This window comes from Tenacibaculum soleae (assembly GCF_001693415.1).
GTDB classification, from domain to species: Bacteria; Bacteroidota; Bacteroidia; order Flavobacteriales; family Flavobacteriaceae; genus Polaribacter; species Polaribacter soleae.
On the sequence record NZ_MAKX01000035.1, the window covers coordinates 75,335 to 92,584 of the forward strand.

Here is a 17,250-nt window from a genome sequence, read left to right on the forward strand (position 1 = left end):
CAAATTTAAAGAATAAAACTCAACTTTTCGTTAAATTTGCTAATCTGAAACAAAATCATTTAAAATGAATATACCTCAAACAAGTTTTCCTCGAGTCGTGATTATAGGGGGTGGATTTGCAGGACTGGCAGCTGCAAGAGGATTAGAAAAACAAGAACTTCAAGTTGTTTTAATAGATAAACATAATTACCATACTTTTCAACCATTATTATATCAAGTAGCTACTGGTGGCTTAGAGCCCGATAGTATTGCATTTCCGTTGCGTAAACGTTTTAATGATGTAGAAAATTTCTTTTTTCGTTTGGCAGAAGTAACTAATATTGAAACAGATAAAAAAAACATTGAAACAACTATAGGAAATTTAGAGTATGATGAGTTAATTATAGCTACAGGATCTACCACTAATTTTTTTGGGAATACGAATATTAAAAAATATGCGATGGAAATGAAATCGGTTCCGCAAGCATTAAATATTCGTAGTTTGGTGTTAGAAAATTTTGAAGAAGCGCTGTTAGAAACCAATTTACAAAAACGAAGCGCTTTAATGAATTTTGTTATTGTTGGTGGTGGGCCAACAGGTGTTGAGTTAGCAGGTGCATTGGCAGAAATGAAAAAAGGAATTTTACCAAAAGATTACCCTGATTTAGATATCCGATTGATGAAAATAAATTTGATTCAAAGTTCTGGCGAATTGTTAAAAGGAATGAGTAGTAAAGCATCAGAAAAAGCAGAAGATTTTTTAATAAAATTAGGCGTTGATGTTTGGAAAGATCTACGAGTTTTAGATTATGATGGAGTAACGGTAACAACAAATGGCCATGATAATTTTAATGCAGAAACTGTAATTTGGGCTGCAGGAGTAAAAGGAAAAACAATAAATGGCTTACAGCAAGAGTGTATTGTTGAAAGAGCAAGTAGGTTTAAGGTTGATAAATATAATAAGGTAATAGGTTACAATAATATATATGCCATAGGCGACGTTGCTTGTATGCAAACTGAAAAGTATAAATACGGACATCCAATGATGGCGCAACCTGCCATTCAACAAGGAATATTATTAGCAAAAAATATATTAGCGAAATTTAAAAGTAAAAAACTTAAAGAATTTAAATATAATGATAAAGGAGCGATGGCTACCATTGGTAGAAATAAAGCGGTGGTAGATTTACCTAGATTAAAATTTCAAGGCGTTTTTGCTTGGTTTGTGTGGATGTTTGTACACCTGTTTTCTTTAATAGGTTTTAGAAATAAAGTAATTGTTTTTATGAATTGGATGTATAATTATATTCGTTTTGATAGGGAGACAAGGCTTATTATAAGACCTTATAAAAACAAAAATAAATACAGTTTTAAAGCGTAAGAGATGAGTATTACAAGAAATATTAAATGCCCCGAATGCGGATTGTTTAATACGAATAAAGAGTATTGCGAAAATTGTAATACGCTAATTTCTCATGAAAAAAAACGAGCTTTAAAGCAAGAGGCTTTCAAGAAGTATGAAGTAAAGAAGGCGAAGCATAAAATAGATAACCCTAACTTAACAGAGCGTTTAAAAAAACATCCTTTCTTTTTATATAAAGCTATTGGTTGGGTATTATATTCTGCATTTTTAGTGATTAGTTTAATCGGAGGAGCATTAGCTTGGTTTATAGCAATGGTTGCAGCTGGTTAAAATGAAAAAAGCAATATATGTTTACTTTGTGTTTTCATTGTTTTTAGGAACAACTGTGTATTTTGCTCAAAAGTTAAAATTATCACTTCCAAAAATTATTAATTTTTATCTGAATGATTTTTTAATAATCCCAATTTTATTAATTAGTTGTTTAATTTTTTTAAGATGGAGTAAGCAAAATAAAAACTATCAAATACCTATTTGGATTGTTTTATATATTTGTGGTTTATATGCGCTGTTATTTGAGTACATATTACCTAAATTCCATCCACGGTATACCGCTGATATAATAGATGCGGTTTTGTATTTTGTAGGCGGTTTTGTATTTATGGTTCTTCAAAAAAAAGAGTAAAGGTAAAAATGACTTCTGAAAAAATAACTTCAAAAACAGTTGTAAGAATAAGTAAGGCAATTACTTATATTGAAGAGCATTTACAAGAAAAATTAATTTTAAAAGAAATAGCATCAAAAGCATATTTTTCTCCATTTCATTTTCACCGTCTTTTTTCAGTTGTAACTGGCGAAACATTAAATAATTTTATTGTTAGAAAAAGAATAGAAAAAGCCGCAGCATTTTTATTGCACAAAAAAGAAATGTCGGTTACAGAAATTTCAGAAATGGTTGGGTTTACAAGTATATCTTCTTTTTCAAGAGCATTTAAAAAATTTTATAGCATGAGTCCTCTTGAATTTAAGAAAGAAAGTAAACATAAGTTTAGCAAAATTTGTAAAATAAAAAGCAAGAACGGACAAATGGAAACGTATTTTGAACAATATATTTGTAATGTAAATAACGCTTTAAAATGGCTAAAAATGAATGCAAATACTGAAGTTAAAATTGTATCCGAATTACAATTAGCGTACATAAATCATCAAGGAAATATAAATTTAATTAGCCAAACCTATGGTAGGTTAATGCAATGGGCTTTTCCTAGAGGGTTAATGGAACAAGAAAATTTAAGAATGGTAACCATTTATCACGATAGTCCTAAAATAACAGCTCCAGATAAAGTACGTATGAGTGCTTGTATGACTTTAAATAAGAAAGTAGAAACAGCAGGAGAAGTAAATTTAAGAACACAAGCAGCATTAAAATGTGTTGTTTCTCGTTTTGAAATTACGGTTAACGAATTTGAAAAAGCATGGGAAAGTAGTTTTGTTTGGATGAGTGAACACGGTTATAAAAAAGCAATTCAAGATCCGTTTGGTATTTATTATAACAATCCAGACGAGCATCCAGAGAAAAAGTGTATTGTAGATATTTGTATACCTGTAGAATAACTAAAAATGCCTGAATTTTAATTCAGGCATTTTTTATTAATCTTTTAAAAAGTAGGTAACAGTAGTAACCACCCTTACAATTTTAATATCAGGGGTGTTTACATCTCTATCGTTAATTGTAAATAAACCTTGTTGTGCGTTTTTAATTTTTCCTACGGATGAGTTGCTGTCTTTTGCAAATTTTTCAGCAACCTCTTTTGCTTTTTTGGTAGCTTCTTCAATCATTTGCGGTTTAATCGTATTTAAATCTGTAAAAATGAATTCAATTGGGCGCCACGTATTTTTAGAGTTTATTATAACTCCTTTAGCAACTAAATTGATTACTTCCTTTTGTGCTTCCTTTATCTTTTTTAAGTCAGATGTTCGTAAAGTAACTTCTGTTTTGGCTAAATATCTAAAGTTTTTTTGTCGATTGTTTCCATATAAATCTGCTTGAGCATCTGTAATATTTGTATTCTCTATAGCAATTTCGTTATCAGAAAATCCTTTAGATAAAAAGAAATTTTCAACAGCTTTTTTCTGATTATCAAGATTGGTTTTTAAATCGCCTAAACTATTATTAGTAAGTGTAATTACCATTGGCCATACGGCTAAATTAGCATTCACCTCTTTTTTAGCTAAACCTTTAACAGTTACTTTACGGTTGTTTTTTAATGCTTTCCAATGAGAATTTCCAATAAAATAACCAGCAAAAACTAATGCCATTGCTAACAATGAGGTTTTTGCCAAATTTAAATTTTTCATAACTTGAATTATTTTTAATTATTAATTAAAATTGATTTTCTAAACACATCAATTTTATCTTTTGCTTTAATAGCAATTTTTGTACCATCTTTAGTAAACCAAGCATGGGTTGTTCCTAGGTAATTCATGCCTAAATAATTTGCACTTTCAATAAAAGGCATTTCAAACCCATTTTTTAAATCGTTAGCGCCAGAATTACTTATCATCGCCATATTTTTTCCTCGTAATTTTCTGCCTAATTCTTTTTTATAATGTAAAAGGTCCGACATTCTATCAAAAAAAGTTTTTAAAACTCCGCTCATTGCATACCAATATACAGGAGTAGCAAAAATAATAGTATCATACTTTTCAATAATCATTTCCATTAAAGAAATAAAATCATCATTAGCATTACTAAAATCGTACTCAAAAGCACCAATTTTTTTAGTTTTTAAATCAATAATATCAAAATCATTGTTTTTATTTAAATAGTTAATAACAGTATTTGTATTACCGTTACTTTTCGAACTTCCTTGTATAATTACTTTTTTATTCATTGGTTTTTATTTAGCGTATAAATTTCAGAATTTATATAAAAAAGATATTTAATATTTGATTGTAAAAATTGATGATTATCAAGAAAAAATCAATCGTAAAAGGAGATATTTTTTGTATTTTTATGCTACAATTTAACCTGAATAGATGAATGTAGATAGCTATAAGTTTTTTAACGAAGCAACATTAACAAGTTTTAATACAAAAGAAGTTGATGAAGATGCTAAAAAGAAACTTAAAAAAGTAAGAAAAGAAATTAGTGAACTTCAAGATACTATGTATGCCGAAGGTAAATACAGTATGTTAATTTGCTTGCAAGGAATGGATACTTCAGGAAAAGATAGTTTAATTCGCGAAGTATTTAAAGATGTAAATGCGCGTGGAGTAGTGGTACATAGTTTTAAAGTGCCTACAGATTTAGAGTTAAAACACGATTTTTTATGGAGACACTATATAGCGTTACCTGCAAAAGGAAAAATAGGAGTGTTTAACAGAACACATTACGAAAATGTATTGGTAACAAGAGTGCACCCTGAATATATTTTTGGAGAAAATATACCTACAGTTAAAAGTTTAGATGATTTAAATGATGAATTTTACCATGCTAGAATGGATAGAATCAATCATTTTGAAAAACATATTTCAGACAGTGGTACCATTATTTTAAAGTTCTTTTTAAATGTATCAAAAGATGAACAAAAAAACAGGTTGTTACGTCGTTTAAACATTCCAGAAAAAAACTGGAAATTTTCCTCAGGAGATTTAAAAGAACGTAAATTGTGGGATAAATATCAAGAGTGTTATCAAGATTTATTAAATAGAACATCAACAAATTATGCACCTTGGTATGTTGTACCTGCAGATGATAAACCTACAGCACGATATATTGTAGGTAAAACAATTAGTGAAGCCTTAAAAAAGTACGGTTTTAAAGAGCCAACATTAGCACAAAAGGATTTAGATAAAATAAACGAGTTTAAAGCTCAGTTAAATAACGAATAATTGCCAAAAAAGATGGAATTAAACTTAACAAAACCAATTATATTTTTTGATTTAGAAACCACAGGAATCAATATAGCAAAAGATAGAGTGGTAGAAATATCAATATTAAAAGTATTTCCAAACGGAAATAAAGAAAGTAAAACATGGTTGGTAAATCCAGAAGTAGCGATTCCAAAAGAATCGTCAGAAATTCATGGAATAACCAACGAAAAAGTAGCTAATGAACCAACTTTTAAAGAATTAGCACCAAGTATAAACGAAATGATTACAGGTTGTGATTTGGCAGGATTTAATTCAAACCGATTTGATATCCCGCTTTTAGCGGAAGAATTAATGCGTGCAGGCATCGATTTTGATATGAAAAATAGAAAAGCGATTGATGTTCAGGTAATTTTTCATAAAAAAGAACAACGTACCTTAAGCGCTGGTTATCAATTTTATTGTGGAAAAGAATTAGTAGGAGCCCATGGTGCAGAAGCTGATACTAACGCTACCTATGAAATTTTATTAGCACAGTTAGACAAATATGACGACATTGAAAACACTGTTGATGCGTTAAGTGAATACTCAACACACGGTAAAAGAGCCGATTTTGCAGGTTTTATTTTGATGAATGATAAAGATGAAGAAATTTTTTCATTCGGTAAATATAAAGGACGTACAGTAGAAGAAGTATTTAAAGAAAACCCAGGGTATAATGCTTGGATACAAAATGCCGATTTTCCGTTATACACCAAAAAAGTATTACGTGAAATTAAAGAACGCATGGCGGTACCTAAAAAGAAAATGTCTGACAAAGAAAAATTAGAAGCTTTGCAGCAAAAATTTAATTTAAGGTAATTTTTAGTATCAAATTAAAAAAGAAAAAAATGTTTACAGAATATAATAATTTACCAAACAATTCAAGAGTTTGGATTTATCAAGCGGACAGAGAATTTAGTATCGAAGAAGTAGAATATATTTGTGCCAAAGCCATCCTTTTTATTGATAATTGGACACGACATGGCGATGATTTAAAAGGATCATTTACCATAAAATACAATCAGTTTTTAGTATTAGGTGTTGATGAAGGTTTTAATAATGTGTCAGGCTGTTCAATCGATTCATCAGTGCGTTTTATACAAGAGTTAGAAAAAGAACTTCGAATTGATTTAATGAATAAAATGAATGTGTCTTTTAAAGATGGTGAAAATATTAATGTAGTAAAACTACCCGATTTTCAGCAATTAATAAAAGACAAAAAAATAACATCAAAAACTACCGTGTTTAATAATATGGTAAATACCAAAGAAGATTTTGAAACCAACTGGGAAGTAACTGCCGATAAAAGTTGGCATAAACGATTTTTGGTATAACAATTGATTTTAAATATTGTGAAGAGCAATATTATTTTGAAAAGAGAAGAAAAAATATAGATGAAAAAGATATTTATCATAATAGCGATAGCTTTTATACAAACATTACAGTCGCAACAAATAGATCCGTTGCTAGCAAAGGATACAGAAAATCAAAAAATATGGGTAGATAGTATTATGAATAATATGTCGATTGATGAAAAAATTGGACAGTTATTTATGATACAAGCCTATTCAAATAAAGATAAAAAGCACGAAAATTTTATAACCAATATGCTTACAAAATATCATGTTGGAAATGTTATTTTTATGCAAGGTACTCCTGAAAAACAGGTTGCTTTAAATAATAAATACCAATCAATAGCAAAAGTACCATTGCTGGTTGGTTTTGATGGTGAGTGGGGATTGGATATGCGTTTAAAAAACACCTATCGTTTTCCTTGGAACATGACTTTAGGAGCAATTCAAGATAATGAACTGTTAGAAGCAACAGGAAAAAGAATAGGAGAACACTGTAAAAGAGTGGGAATTCATATAAATTTTGCTCCGGTAGTAGATATTAATACAAACTCTAAAAATCCAATTATAGGAAATAGATCTTTTGGTGAAAATAAAGAAAATGTAACCCAAAAAGCAATCGCTTTTACCAAAGGTATGCAAAGTGTTGGAGTGTTGGCAAACGCAAAACATTTCCCAGGGCATGGAGATACAGCTGCCGATTCACATCATACTTTACCAACTATTAATTTTAACGAGCAACGATTAGATTCAATAGAGCTATATCCATATAAAAAAATATTTAAAGAAGGTGTTGCTAGTGTTATGACCGCGCATTTAAGTATTCCTGCATTAGAACCTAATAAAAAATTACCGTCATCATTATCAAAAAATGTAGTTACAACTTTATTGCAAGAAAAACTAGGTTTTAAAGGGTTGATAATTACTGACGGATTAAATATGAAAGGAGCTGCTAATTACTCAACACCAGCACAAATAGATGTGGCAGCAGTTTTAGCAGGGAACGATATTTTATTAATTCCACAAGATGTTCCTGGTTCGGTTAGATTACTAAAAAAAGCTTTAACTGAAGGGAAATTAACAGAAGAGCGATTAGATTATTCAGTAAAAAAAATATTGAAAGCAAAATATTTAGTTGGTTTAAATTCATATAAATCAATTGAAACAACAAATATTTCAAAAGAAATTAATTCGCCTTATGATGAGGTTTTACATCGAAAATTGATTAAAAATGCAATTACAGTTGTAAAAAATAAAGAAGCTATTTTGCCTATTAAGAATTTAAAAGACAAAAAAATAGCTTACGTCGCTTTAGGAGGTGCGAAAGGCGGAGCTTTTGTAAAGATGTTAAAAAATTACACATCAGTTGATGTAGTTTCAGATAAGTATTTAAGTGTACTGAGCCAAAAATTAAAAAAATATAACTTGGTTATTGTAGGTTTTCATAAATCCAACAAGCATCCATGGAAAGGGTATAAATTTTCGAACAAAAACTTAGTTTGGCTACAAGAAATAGCAAAAAACAAGAAAGTCATTTTAGATGTATTTACAAGTCCGTACAGTTTGCTACAAGTAAAATCGTTTGAAAATATTGAAGGAGTTGTGGTATCATATCAAAATAGTAAATTATCGCAAGAATTATCAGCGCAAGCATTATTTGGTGCTTTTGATATGAAAGGAAAATTACCAGTGTCTATCAAAAATGAATTTAAAGAAGGAACCGGTATTTTTGTAAAAGAAACGGGTGTTTTTCAATATACAATTCCTGAAGAAGCGGGAGTTTCATCAGAAAAATTATCAATAATTGATAAACGGATAGATACTATTTTACAAGAAAAAATGGCCCCAGGTGGTCAAATTTTTGTTGCTAAAAACGGAAAAGTTATCTATAATAAAAGTTTTGGATACCATACATTAGCAAAAAAAAAAGCAGTAAGAAACTCTGATATTTATGATTTAGCTTCTTTAACCAAAATATTAGCATCTTTACCTATGGTAATGAAAGCCGAAGAAGAGCGAAAGTTAAGTTTGTATTCTAGTTTAGGTGATGTTTTACCAAGGTATAAAGATTCTAATAAAGATACATTGCTAATAAAAGAATTATTGTCTCATTATGGGCGGTTACGTTCTTGGATTCCTTTTTATATGAATACAAGAGATGAAGAAACAGGAAAAAATTCAGTAAAGTATTATAGAAAAAAACGAACAGGTAATTTTAACATTAAAGTAGCCAGAAATTTATATTTAAATAAAAGCTATAAAGACTCAATATATAAACATATTGTTGATTCTGAACAACGAAAAAGAGTAGGATATAAGTACAGTGATTTAGGTTATTATATGATAAAAGAAATCATAGAAAAGAAATATAAAAAACCACTTAACAAGTTAGCAAATGATTTTTTTTATAGCTCTTTAGGTGCTAACAGAACGAGTTATTTACCACTTAGAAAGTTTAGAAAGTCAGAAATAGTACCTACTGAAAGAGATACATACTATAGAAACCAATTAGTACATGGTTATGTGCATGATATGGGAGCGGCTATGCTTGGTGGAGTAGGAGGGCATGCCGGATTGTTTTCAAATGCAAATGATGTTGGTAAAATAATGCAAATGTATTTGCAAGAAGGAACCTATGGAGGCACAAGGTATTTGGCAGCAGAAACTGTACAAAAATTTAATAAACGTTATTATGAAAATAAAAAAGTACGTAGAGGTTTAGGGTTTGATAAACCACAACTAAACCCTAAGGTAAAAGCAACTTGTGGTTGTGTTTCAGATAAAAGTTTCGGTCACAGTGGTTTTACAGGAACTTATACGTGGGCAGATCCTGCAACTGATATTGTATATGTCTTTTTATCTAACAGAATATATCCTACAATGCGAAATAGAGGATTGGTAAAAAGTAACATACGTACCAAAATTCAAAAAGATATTCAAGAAGCTATTTTGATGTCGGAGTAGTACTTAATTTGGTATAAATAAGTACAATTAATATTGAAGTAGCTAGGTAAATAAAAGCCATTTTATAATCTGTATAATAGCTAATAAGTAAACTTTGCAAAAGGTAAAATAAAGGAAAAAGCACGATATTTAAAGCAAATCTAAACGTGTCGATAAATTCTATTTCAGTTATCTTTTTACTTATTAGCTTCCAAATTAAATAAGGCACTATACTATTTATAATTAGTATATAAAATAAGAAAGAAACGTAGTTTTTACTACGTTTTTTTGCTTTTATAAATTGTGTTGTTTTAATAATTTTGTTTACATAATTAACATCTGTAAAGTCTATTTGTGCTTTATTTAGTTTTTGTAAGCTAGCGTGATATTCTTCATTGTTGTTTATGTGAACACTTAAACTTTCTAATTGATTTGTTACTTGTTGTTTTATTGTTTTTACAGATTTAGTAATGTTGTTTTTATCATAATAAGTATTAGCTAAAATAGGTTTCCCGAAGTTTAAAGTAACTTTTGAAGGATAAGAGGAAGCATTTTGATATGTGATTCCTACAGGTATAATATGTATTTTAGTAGTAGGGAAGTTATCTAAGGTGCCAAAAACAATTCGAGTAAAACCTTTACTTAAGGGTCGTATAAATCGATCTTTACAATGACTGCCTTCAGGAAAAATAAGTAACGTTTTGTTTTCTTTTAAAATAGTTTGGCACTTGTTAAAAATTTCTTCATTTTTAGAAAGTTGTTTTATCCCATCTCTTATGCGATATACAGGCATCATGCCTAATAAATCGAAAAAATAAGCTAAAAATCGATTATTAAAAACAGCAGCTCTAACCAAAAAATGAGTCTTTCTCTTTATATGTGTTGCAATGAATAAAGGGTCAATTAAGCCATTTGGGTGATTAGCAGTAAAAAGAACAGCTTCGTTTTTAGGAATGTTTTCTAAGCCCAAAACAGTTGTTTTTTTTGAGTAAAAAAACAAACCTGTTTTCACGTATACTTTTAATAAATAATATAAAAATGTTCTCATATACTAATTTTTTCTTCCCCAATAAGTTGCAAGTATCATTCCTGAAAAAACGTCCCAAATACCCCAAAAAGCAGCGAGTAATGCCATGCCACCAAGCCCTTCAAAGAAACCAAAAATTAATAATAATCCCAATCCGCCATTTTGAATTCCAGTTTCTATAGCAATTGTTTTGCTATCAGCCTTGTTTAAACCAAAAATTTTAGCAGTAAAAAAACCAAGAAAATAGGCTAAAACATTGTGGAAAATAACTAAAAATAGGACTAAATGAATATAATTTGTGAAAATAGTTAGGTTTTGAGAAAAAGCAATTACAATTAAAATAATAAAAACAATCATAGAAAGTGGTTTTAATATCTTTTCTGTTTTTTCAGCCATTTCAGCATGATAATGTTTTATAATCATACCAATTATTAAAGGAATTCCTAGTATTAGGGATACTAGTTTAAATAATTCGAAAGGATTTAATTCAACAGTTTTTAAAATTGTATTTGTAGGTTTGTATAAACTTCCCCAAAAATGTAAGTTTATAGGAGTCATAAAAATACATATTAATGTAGCAAAGGCAGTTAAACTTACAGATAAAGCGGCATTTCCTCCAGCCATTTTACTAAAGAAGTTAGATACATTTCCGCCAGGACAAGCAGCAATCATCATCATTCCTAAAGCAAAACTAGGATGTGGTTGTATTAAAATAATTGCAATAAATGTTACAGCAGGTAACAAAATAAATTGTGATAACACACCAACAAAAACAATTTTAGGTTTTTTTAAAAGGCGTTTAAAATCGTCTATTTTTATGCCCAATGCAACACCAAACATAATAATAGCAATTGCAATGTTTAGAAGCCATAAACCATCTGTATCAAAATTTATTTTAATACTGTCTATTTGTGTGTTATTAATGTTTAAAAGCATATTCAATAATATTTGCTCCCATTTTTAAAGCTTTCATCCTTATTTCTTTCGGGTTGTTGTGAATTTCAGCATCTTCCCATCCATCACTTAAATCACTTTCATAATCATAGAAAATAATTAATCGGTTTTTATAAAAAAGCCCCAAGCCTTGAGGAGGTTTTTTATTGTGTTCATGAATTTTAGGCATGCCTTTTTTAAAAGAAAATGTTTGATGATAAATTGGGTGGTTGTTAGGTATTTTTTGCAGTTTTAATGTTGGGAAAACCTTTTTTAACTCTCTTCTTAAATACTTATCTAGGCCATAATTGTCTGATATATGTATAAATCCGCCAGAAATTAAGTAGTTTCTAAGGTTTTTTACATCGTTATCAGTAAAGAATATATTTCCATGACCAGTAACAAAAACAATTGGATATTTATTAATGGTATCATCTTCTAAAGTAACTGTAGCAACCTTTTGGTTAACCGCAGTATTTATATTGTTATTACAAAATTGTAGTAAATTAGTTAGTGAGGTAGGGTTGGCATACCAGTCGCCACCACCGTTATATTTTAAAACAGCAATTTGTTGAGAAAAAATCACTGAATAATTTATAAGTAAAAAAAATAGTATAAAGCTTTTCATTAGGTAATTTAAGTTATAAAAAGCAAGATAATAAAAGAACAATAAAAAAACACTAATATTACTATTAGTGTTTTTAATGTATAGTCTTCTTCTTTTTCAATATTGAAACGAATTTCAATGTTTTTTTTTGAAGTTATAACTTTAAAAATAGAAAAACCCTTCAAAAATTCTCTAGCTTTAAATTATAGACTCTATTACAAATCTAAAAAAAGAATATTAAAAAAGAGTTCGAAAACGTCCAATCTGGGTGTTTCCGAACTCTTTTTTTTCTTTTATATATTAATTTTTTTGTTTTTTAAATTGTACAGGAGTACAGCCACATTGTTTTTTAAATACAGTATAAAATGTAGATTTTGAATTGAACCCGCATTCTAGTCCGATGGCAGTAATTGTGTAATTAGTATAATCAGAGTCAAGTAAAAGCAACTTAGCTTGTTTAATTCTTTTTTGGTTTAGGTAATCTGTAAAAGATTTACGAGCAATGTTGTTAATAATTAAAGAAAGCGTACTAGAGCTTAGTTTGGTTTCATTAGAAAGTATCTTTAACGTGTATTTAGGGAGTAAAAATTTTTTGTTTTTTGTAATGAAGCTATCAATTTCTAAAAATTGTTTTTTTTGTTTTTCAGAAGGAGAATCTTTAGTGTTTATATCAATAGTTTCTGTTTTATTTTCATCTAAATCAATTAGTAATGATTTTCTAATTTTCTTACGTTCATTTAAAATTCTTATTTGTTGTAATCCTTGGTAACCTAGCCAATATATAAGTATAGTAGTGTATATTCTAAGCGGATAATATGAAAAGATGAACCCAGTATAGTCCATTTTTACTTTAATAATTAAAGCAATAATCCATAAAGTATAGCCAATAGCGGTTAACTTAAAAAAAGTAAACAACCATTTTAAATTGTCAAAAGAAGATATTTTAGAAAAAATTCGCTCTTTTTTATGCAATATGTAAAATGAATAGATGAAAATAGAAAAAGAAACTACTAAACTAAAGATCTCTTCAAAAGAGGTGTATTTTTCATAAATATAATCAATGTCTACTTGTGGATAAACATCATCACGGCTTATCACGAATGTGATTTGAGTAATTATTATAACTAAAAATACAGGAATTATAATCTTTAAAATATTAAATGCTTTTTTTGATACATTTAAATAATTAATTAAAAACATATATAAAAATGGCATTGCTAAAAAATGCCAAGGTATTTGCAAATAATCTAAAGAAAATTTATGTTGAAATAATTGTTTTTCTAGTGCCCAAGATTGAATGTTATTTAGTGAGATCGATATTATTAAGAGGTTTAAATACAGCATACTTTTTTCTCTTCCATTTTTAGAACAAAAAAGAGTAAAGCTAAAAGTAAAACCAATTAAAGCACTAAAGATTAAAAAAAAATTAAATAAAGTAGCTGAGTTCAATGAGGGATATTTTGAACGAAATATACAAAAAAAACAGTTATTGATTTATAAAAGCAATATTTTGCACTACATTTAAACCAGCTGTTTCTGTACGAAGACGATTTATACCTAACGAAATAGGTTTAAAATTAACGGCTAATGATTTTTCAATCTCTTTAGATGAAAAATCTCCTTCTGGACCAATCATAATTGTGTATTTTGAATTTTTAGTAGCGATGTTTTTTAATGTTTTTTTCTCAATATTATCCTCACAATGTGCAATAAACACTTCTTCTGTAAAGGTTTGTTTTATAAAATCTGAAAATTTTATTGGAGCGTTAAGTTTGGGTAATGTAAATTGTAGTGATTGTTTCATTGCAGCTTGAATGATTTTCGACAATCGCTCAAGTTTTACAACCTTTCTTTCGGAATTATCACAAATGATTGGTGTAATTTCATCAACACCAATTTCGGTAGCTTTTTCTAAAAACCATTCTAAACGATCATTGTTTTTTGTAGGGGCGATTGCTACATGTAAATAATAATCTCTATTATTAGGTTTTTCTTCATACTTAATAACTTTTGCAAGGCATTTTTTGTCACTAGCAATGGTTATTTCTACAAAAAAAAGAAAACCACCACCATTAGTTATATGTAAAGTGTCACCTTCTTTTTTTCTTAAAACACGAACAATATGCCTGCTTTCTTCTTTTTCAAACTTAATTTGTTTGGTTTCAGGAGTAATATCTGGATTATAAAATAACTGCATTATAAATCGAGTTTATAGGTTCTTCTTCTTTTATGTATTGTTGGATTAAAATCTTTCCAAATTTTATGAATGGCTTCATTGTCTTCTAGCTCAGGAGTTCTAATACAATTTATAATCCCTTTTTTAGAAAAAGTGTCAGAATATTCTTTAAAAATAATGGCAAAAACCCCTTTGTTTTGATATTCAGGAGCTACTCCAATTAAATAAAAAGTAACATCTTTTGAGTTTTTACGGGCATTTAGTAAATGAAAAATACCAAAGGGAAAAAGTTTTCCTTTAGCTTTTTGTAAAGCTTTAGAAAAAGAAGGCATTACAATTGCAAAAGCTACTAGTTTGTTGTTTTTATCAACTACAAACTTGATGTACTCTGGGTTGATAAAACTTATGTATTTTTCTTTAAAATGCTTTACTTGTGCTGCTGAAATAGGTACGAATGTTGATAATTTAGCGTATGATTTACTAAATAATTCAAACATTTCATCAACATAAGGCATTATATCTTTGGTTGTAGTAAAATTTAAAGGCTTTAAGTTATATCTTTTTTGAATAATATTACTCGCTTTACCATATTTTACAGCATCAACATTTTTAAAAAGAAATTTGTTTTCTAAATATTCTTTTTCTTTTTTGTAGCCTAACTGCTCAAAATGTTTTGAGTAATACGGATGATTATACCATGTAATCATAGTACCAATATGGTCAAACCCATCAACAAGTACTCCTGTTTTATCTAAGTTGTTAAAACCAATAGGACCTTCAATATATTTTAAGTTATTTTTAAGACCAATTTCTTTAACTTTATTAAGTAATGCTTCTGTTACTTTAATATCGTCAATAACATCAAACCAACCAAAACGTATTTTTTTTATTTGTTGTTTTTCAACTTCGTAGGTATTAATAATCGCTATAACTCTCCCTACAATTTGTTGGTCTTTTAAGGCGATTAAAAAGGTTGCTTTTGCTTGCTCAAAAACAGGGTTTTTATCAGGGTTAAAACTATCAATTTCATCTTTGATAATAGGTGGTACCCAGTTTTTATTGTTCTTATAAAGAGAAAAAGGAAATTTAACAAATTGTTTCATTTCCTTTTTTGATGTTATTTCTTTGATTTTAATCATACAGCAAATGTAAGATTTTTAATTATCCTTCTTCTTGTCTTTTTCTTCTTCCTTTTTTAAATCTTCTTCTAGTTTTTTTATTTCTTTTTCTAGTTTTAAACGTTCTTCTTCTTTACGTTTTGCTTCCTTTAAAAGATTTTTTTCAATTTCTTGACGTTCTTTTTCTTTACGTTTAGCTTCTTTTTCTTCTTCTTTTTTAATGTTTTTTTCTAGCTTTAAACGTTCTTTTTCTTTTTTCTTAATAGCTTTTTCAGCATCTTTTTTAGCTTTTTTAGCGGCTTTCTTTTCAGCTTTAGTTGTTTTTTTCTTTTCTTTTATATCTTCTTTAACAATTACATCAACCAATGATTTAGAACGTTCTCTTTTTGGTTTTTCTACTGTTATTTTTTCTTCTTTTTCGCCTTCTTTTACAGTAACAGTATGTTTGTCTTTCTTTTTGAAAACACCTTTAATTTTATCAAACAAACGACCAAAAAAGCCTTTGTTTTCGGTGTAATTTGTAGGTTTTTGTTCTTCAATTTTATTACCAAATTCATCAACTTCTAAAAATTTGTCGCGATGCCTGTTTAATCTGTACGAAACTCCTATGCTGGTTTGAAAACCTATTTCATCTTGAATAAAATTACTTCTTATAGCTGCATTAAACTGCATGTTTTCGTTAAATAAATAAGCAGCACCAACACCAATATTGTTTTTACGTTCGTATTTTTCAAAGGTATCTTGCCATTCAGCAAAACCAGACCAATAATCATTAAAATTATAAGTACCAGTTATAATGTATGAAAATTCAGAAAAATCAGTGCCTATATAATCATAATGAATATTGGTAACTAAATTTAATTGATTTGAAAATTCGTTTTGAAGTAAAATTCCTACTTTAGGGCTAATACCTCCTTTTTTATGAGGTGTGTTTAATATGCTTCCAAAGTTAAGTCCGGCATAGGCTCCAACATGCGGAATCCATCTTTTCCAATCAAAAGAATGCCTTGCTTTCCAACTTCTAATTTCTTCTTTTTTGTTATTATAGGTGGGTGTATATATTAAATACTTAGCGCCTAAAGTAAGCTGACCTAAACCAAATTTATTATATGAAGATTCAAAAACGTTTTTAAAAGCAATTTTATCGCTTTGAAAACTGGTTTTTAAGTTAAATTCTAACTTTTCAGAAAAGAAACTCGTCCTAAACATAAGTCCTAAACCTACTGCTTGTGGATTACTAAAAGTAGGTGTAGCATTTATATTTCTAAAAAACAGGTTGCTTTCAAATTGATAAACATCTGAACCAACACTATAAGGGCTTTCAGAAAAACCAGGCATATTTGAGTTTATAACCGTTGTGTACTGGGCGTTTATAGCCAAGGTTGAGAAAAAAGCAATAAATAAAAAAAGTTTTTTAATCATGTTATAAATTCAATTAATACAATTAGTACAAACATACATAAAATACAAATTACTATATAATATAAGTTTTGTAAAGTCTTAACGCTTCCTTTTGCTTCAAATTGTTATTTTTGATTAATTTTTTATTAAAAGTTAAGATGACATATATAAATGAAGCTGGACCTATGAATTTTTTAAGAACCATATTAATAATTATACTTGTTTATTACGTGCTTAAATTTCTAGTAAAGTTATTTGCTCCTTATTTGTTAAAAAAAGCGGTAGATAAAGTTCAAAAGAAAGCAGCACAACAGTACAATAATCAACAAGAAAGTACTGTTGATGAAGGTAAAACTGTTGTAGATAAAAAGCCACAAACCACAAAACAAAGTAACAATTCGGTAGGCGAATATGTTGATTTTGAAGAAATAGATTAAGC

Annotated in this window: 18 protein-coding genes; 9 read left to right on the forward strand and 9 right to left on the reverse strand. The window is 28.6% G+C overall.

The window, feature by feature from the left end; all coding sequences use genetic code 11:
• Nucleotides 1–64: 64 nt before the first annotated feature.
• From BA195_RS12835 to BA195_RS12850, 4 genes are read left to right on the forward strand one after another with little or no spacing between them, the layout of a single operon-like run.
• Nucleotides 65–1,360 (forward strand): NAD(P)/FAD-dependent oxidoreductase, encoded by a 1,296-nt coding sequence (locus BA195_RS12835; RefSeq protein ID WP_068706090.1) that lies wholly within the window; start codon nt 65–67, stop codon nt 1,358–1,360.
• Nucleotides 1,361–1,363: 3 nt separating this feature from the next.
• On the forward strand, nt 1,364–1,672 hold the full coding sequence (locus tag BA195_RS12840; RefSeq protein ID WP_068706091.1) for a hypothetical protein: 309 nt from the start codon (nt 1,364–1,366) through the stop codon (nt 1,670–1,672).
• Nucleotide 1,673: 1 nt separating this feature from the next.
• Nucleotides 1,674–2,024: a hypothetical protein gene (locus tag BA195_RS12845; protein ID WP_068706093.1), complete on the forward strand. Its 351-nt coding sequence runs from the start codon at nt 1,674–1,676 to the stop codon at nt 2,022–2,024.
• A gap of 8 nt (nt 2,025–2,032) precedes the next feature.
• A complete protein-coding gene (locus BA195_RS12850) occupies nt 2,033–2,953 on the forward strand; it encodes an AraC family transcriptional regulator (RefSeq protein ID WP_068706095.1) in 921 nt (306 codons plus the stop codon).
• 36 nt (nt 2,954–2,989) lie between these two features.
• On the opposite strand, the gene BA195_RS12855 is transcribed toward BA195_RS12850, so the two are convergent.
• Both BA195_RS12855 and BA195_RS12860 read right to left on the reverse strand, forming a co-directional pair.
• Entirely contained in the window at nt 2,990–3,697 is a 708-nt protein-coding gene (locus BA195_RS12855; protein ID WP_068706097.1) for an SIMPL domain-containing protein, read from the reverse strand.
• Nucleotides 3,698–3,711: 14 nt separating this feature from the next.
• Complete coding sequence (locus BA195_RS12860) at nt 3,712–4,233, reverse strand: flavodoxin family protein (protein WP_068706099.1); 522 nt, start codon at nt 4,231–4,233, stop codon at nt 3,712–3,714.
• Between the two features lie 145 nt (nt 4,234–4,378).
• Between BA195_RS12860 and BA195_RS12865 the strand changes: the two genes are divergently transcribed.
• From BA195_RS12865 to BA195_RS12880, 4 genes are read left to right on the forward strand one after another with little or no spacing between them, the layout of a single operon-like run.
• Complete coding sequence (locus BA195_RS12865; RefSeq protein WP_068706101.1) at nt 4,379–5,233, forward strand: PPK2 family polyphosphate kinase; 855 nt, start codon at nt 4,379–4,381, stop codon at nt 5,231–5,233.
• Nucleotides 5,234–5,245: 12 nt separating this feature from the next.
• A complete protein-coding gene (locus tag BA195_RS12870) occupies nt 5,246–6,073 on the forward strand; it encodes a 3'-5' exonuclease (RefSeq protein WP_068706103.1) in 828 nt (275 codons plus the stop codon).
• A gap of 29 nt (nt 6,074–6,102) precedes the next feature.
• A complete protein-coding gene (locus BA195_RS12875; protein WP_068706105.1) occupies nt 6,103–6,588 on the forward strand; it encodes an ABC transporter ATPase in 486 nt (161 codons plus the stop codon).
• Between the two features lie 60 nt (nt 6,589–6,648).
• On the forward strand, nt 6,649–9,570 hold the full coding sequence (locus BA195_RS12880; protein WP_068706107.1) for a serine hydrolase domain-containing protein: 2,922 nt from the start codon (nt 6,649–6,651) through the stop codon (nt 9,568–9,570).
• Here the strand turns inward: BA195_RS12880 and BA195_RS12885 are convergent.
• The 7 genes from BA195_RS12885 to BA195_RS14465 form a co-directional block, all read right to left on the reverse strand.
• Nucleotides 9,551–10,597: a lysophospholipid acyltransferase family protein gene (locus BA195_RS12885; RefSeq protein ID WP_068706109.1), complete on the reverse strand. Its 1,047-nt coding sequence runs from the start codon at nt 10,595–10,597 to the stop codon at nt 9,551–9,553. The genes BA195_RS12880 and BA195_RS12885 overlap by 20 nt on opposite strands.
• Before the next feature lie 3 nt (nt 10,598–10,600).
• Nucleotides 10,601–11,512, reverse strand: a complete 912-nt coding sequence (locus BA195_RS12890) for a bile acid:sodium symporter family protein (RefSeq protein ID WP_068706111.1) — start codon at nt 11,510–11,512, stop codon at nt 10,601–10,603.
• Nucleotides 11,496–12,137 carry a DUF4159 domain-containing protein gene (locus BA195_RS12895; RefSeq protein ID WP_068706113.1) on the reverse strand — a complete coding sequence of 214 codons (642 nt, stop codon included), beginning with the start codon at nt 12,135–12,137 and terminating at the stop codon, nt 11,496–11,498. The genes BA195_RS12890 and BA195_RS12895 overlap by 17 nt, the downstream gene beginning before the upstream one ends.
• 279 nt (nt 12,138–12,416) lie before the next feature.
• On the reverse strand, nt 12,417–13,460 hold the full coding sequence (locus BA195_RS12900; RefSeq protein ID WP_141677721.1) for a helix-turn-helix domain-containing protein: 1,044 nt from the start codon (nt 13,458–13,460) through the stop codon (nt 12,417–12,419).
• 142 nt (nt 13,461–13,602) lie between these two features.
• A complete protein-coding gene (locus BA195_RS12905) occupies nt 13,603–14,313 on the reverse strand; it encodes a 16S rRNA (uracil(1498)-N(3))-methyltransferase (protein ID WP_068706117.1) in 711 nt (236 codons plus the stop codon).
• Nucleotides 14,313–15,431 carry a GTP cyclohydrolase gene (locus tag BA195_RS12910; RefSeq protein WP_068706119.1) on the reverse strand — a complete coding sequence of 373 codons (1,119 nt, stop codon included), beginning with the start codon at nt 15,429–15,431 and terminating at the stop codon, nt 14,313–14,315. The genes BA195_RS12905 and BA195_RS12910 overlap by 1 nt, the downstream gene beginning before the upstream one ends.
• Before the next feature lie 18 nt (nt 15,432–15,449).
• Complete coding sequence (locus BA195_RS14465; protein WP_068706121.1) at nt 15,450–16,832, reverse strand: transporter; 1,383 nt, start codon at nt 16,830–16,832, stop codon at nt 15,450–15,452.
• Between the two features lie 137 nt (nt 16,833–16,969).
• On the opposite strand from BA195_RS14465, the gene BA195_RS12920 reads away from it, so the two are divergent.
• The gene (locus BA195_RS12920) at nt 16,970–17,248 is read left to right on the forward strand and encodes a DUF4834 family protein (protein ID WP_245662356.1); all 279 of its coding nucleotides are present in this window, start codon (nt 16,970–16,972) and stop codon (nt 17,246–17,248) included.
• The last annotated feature ends 2 nt before the right edge of the window (nt 17,249–17,250 follow it).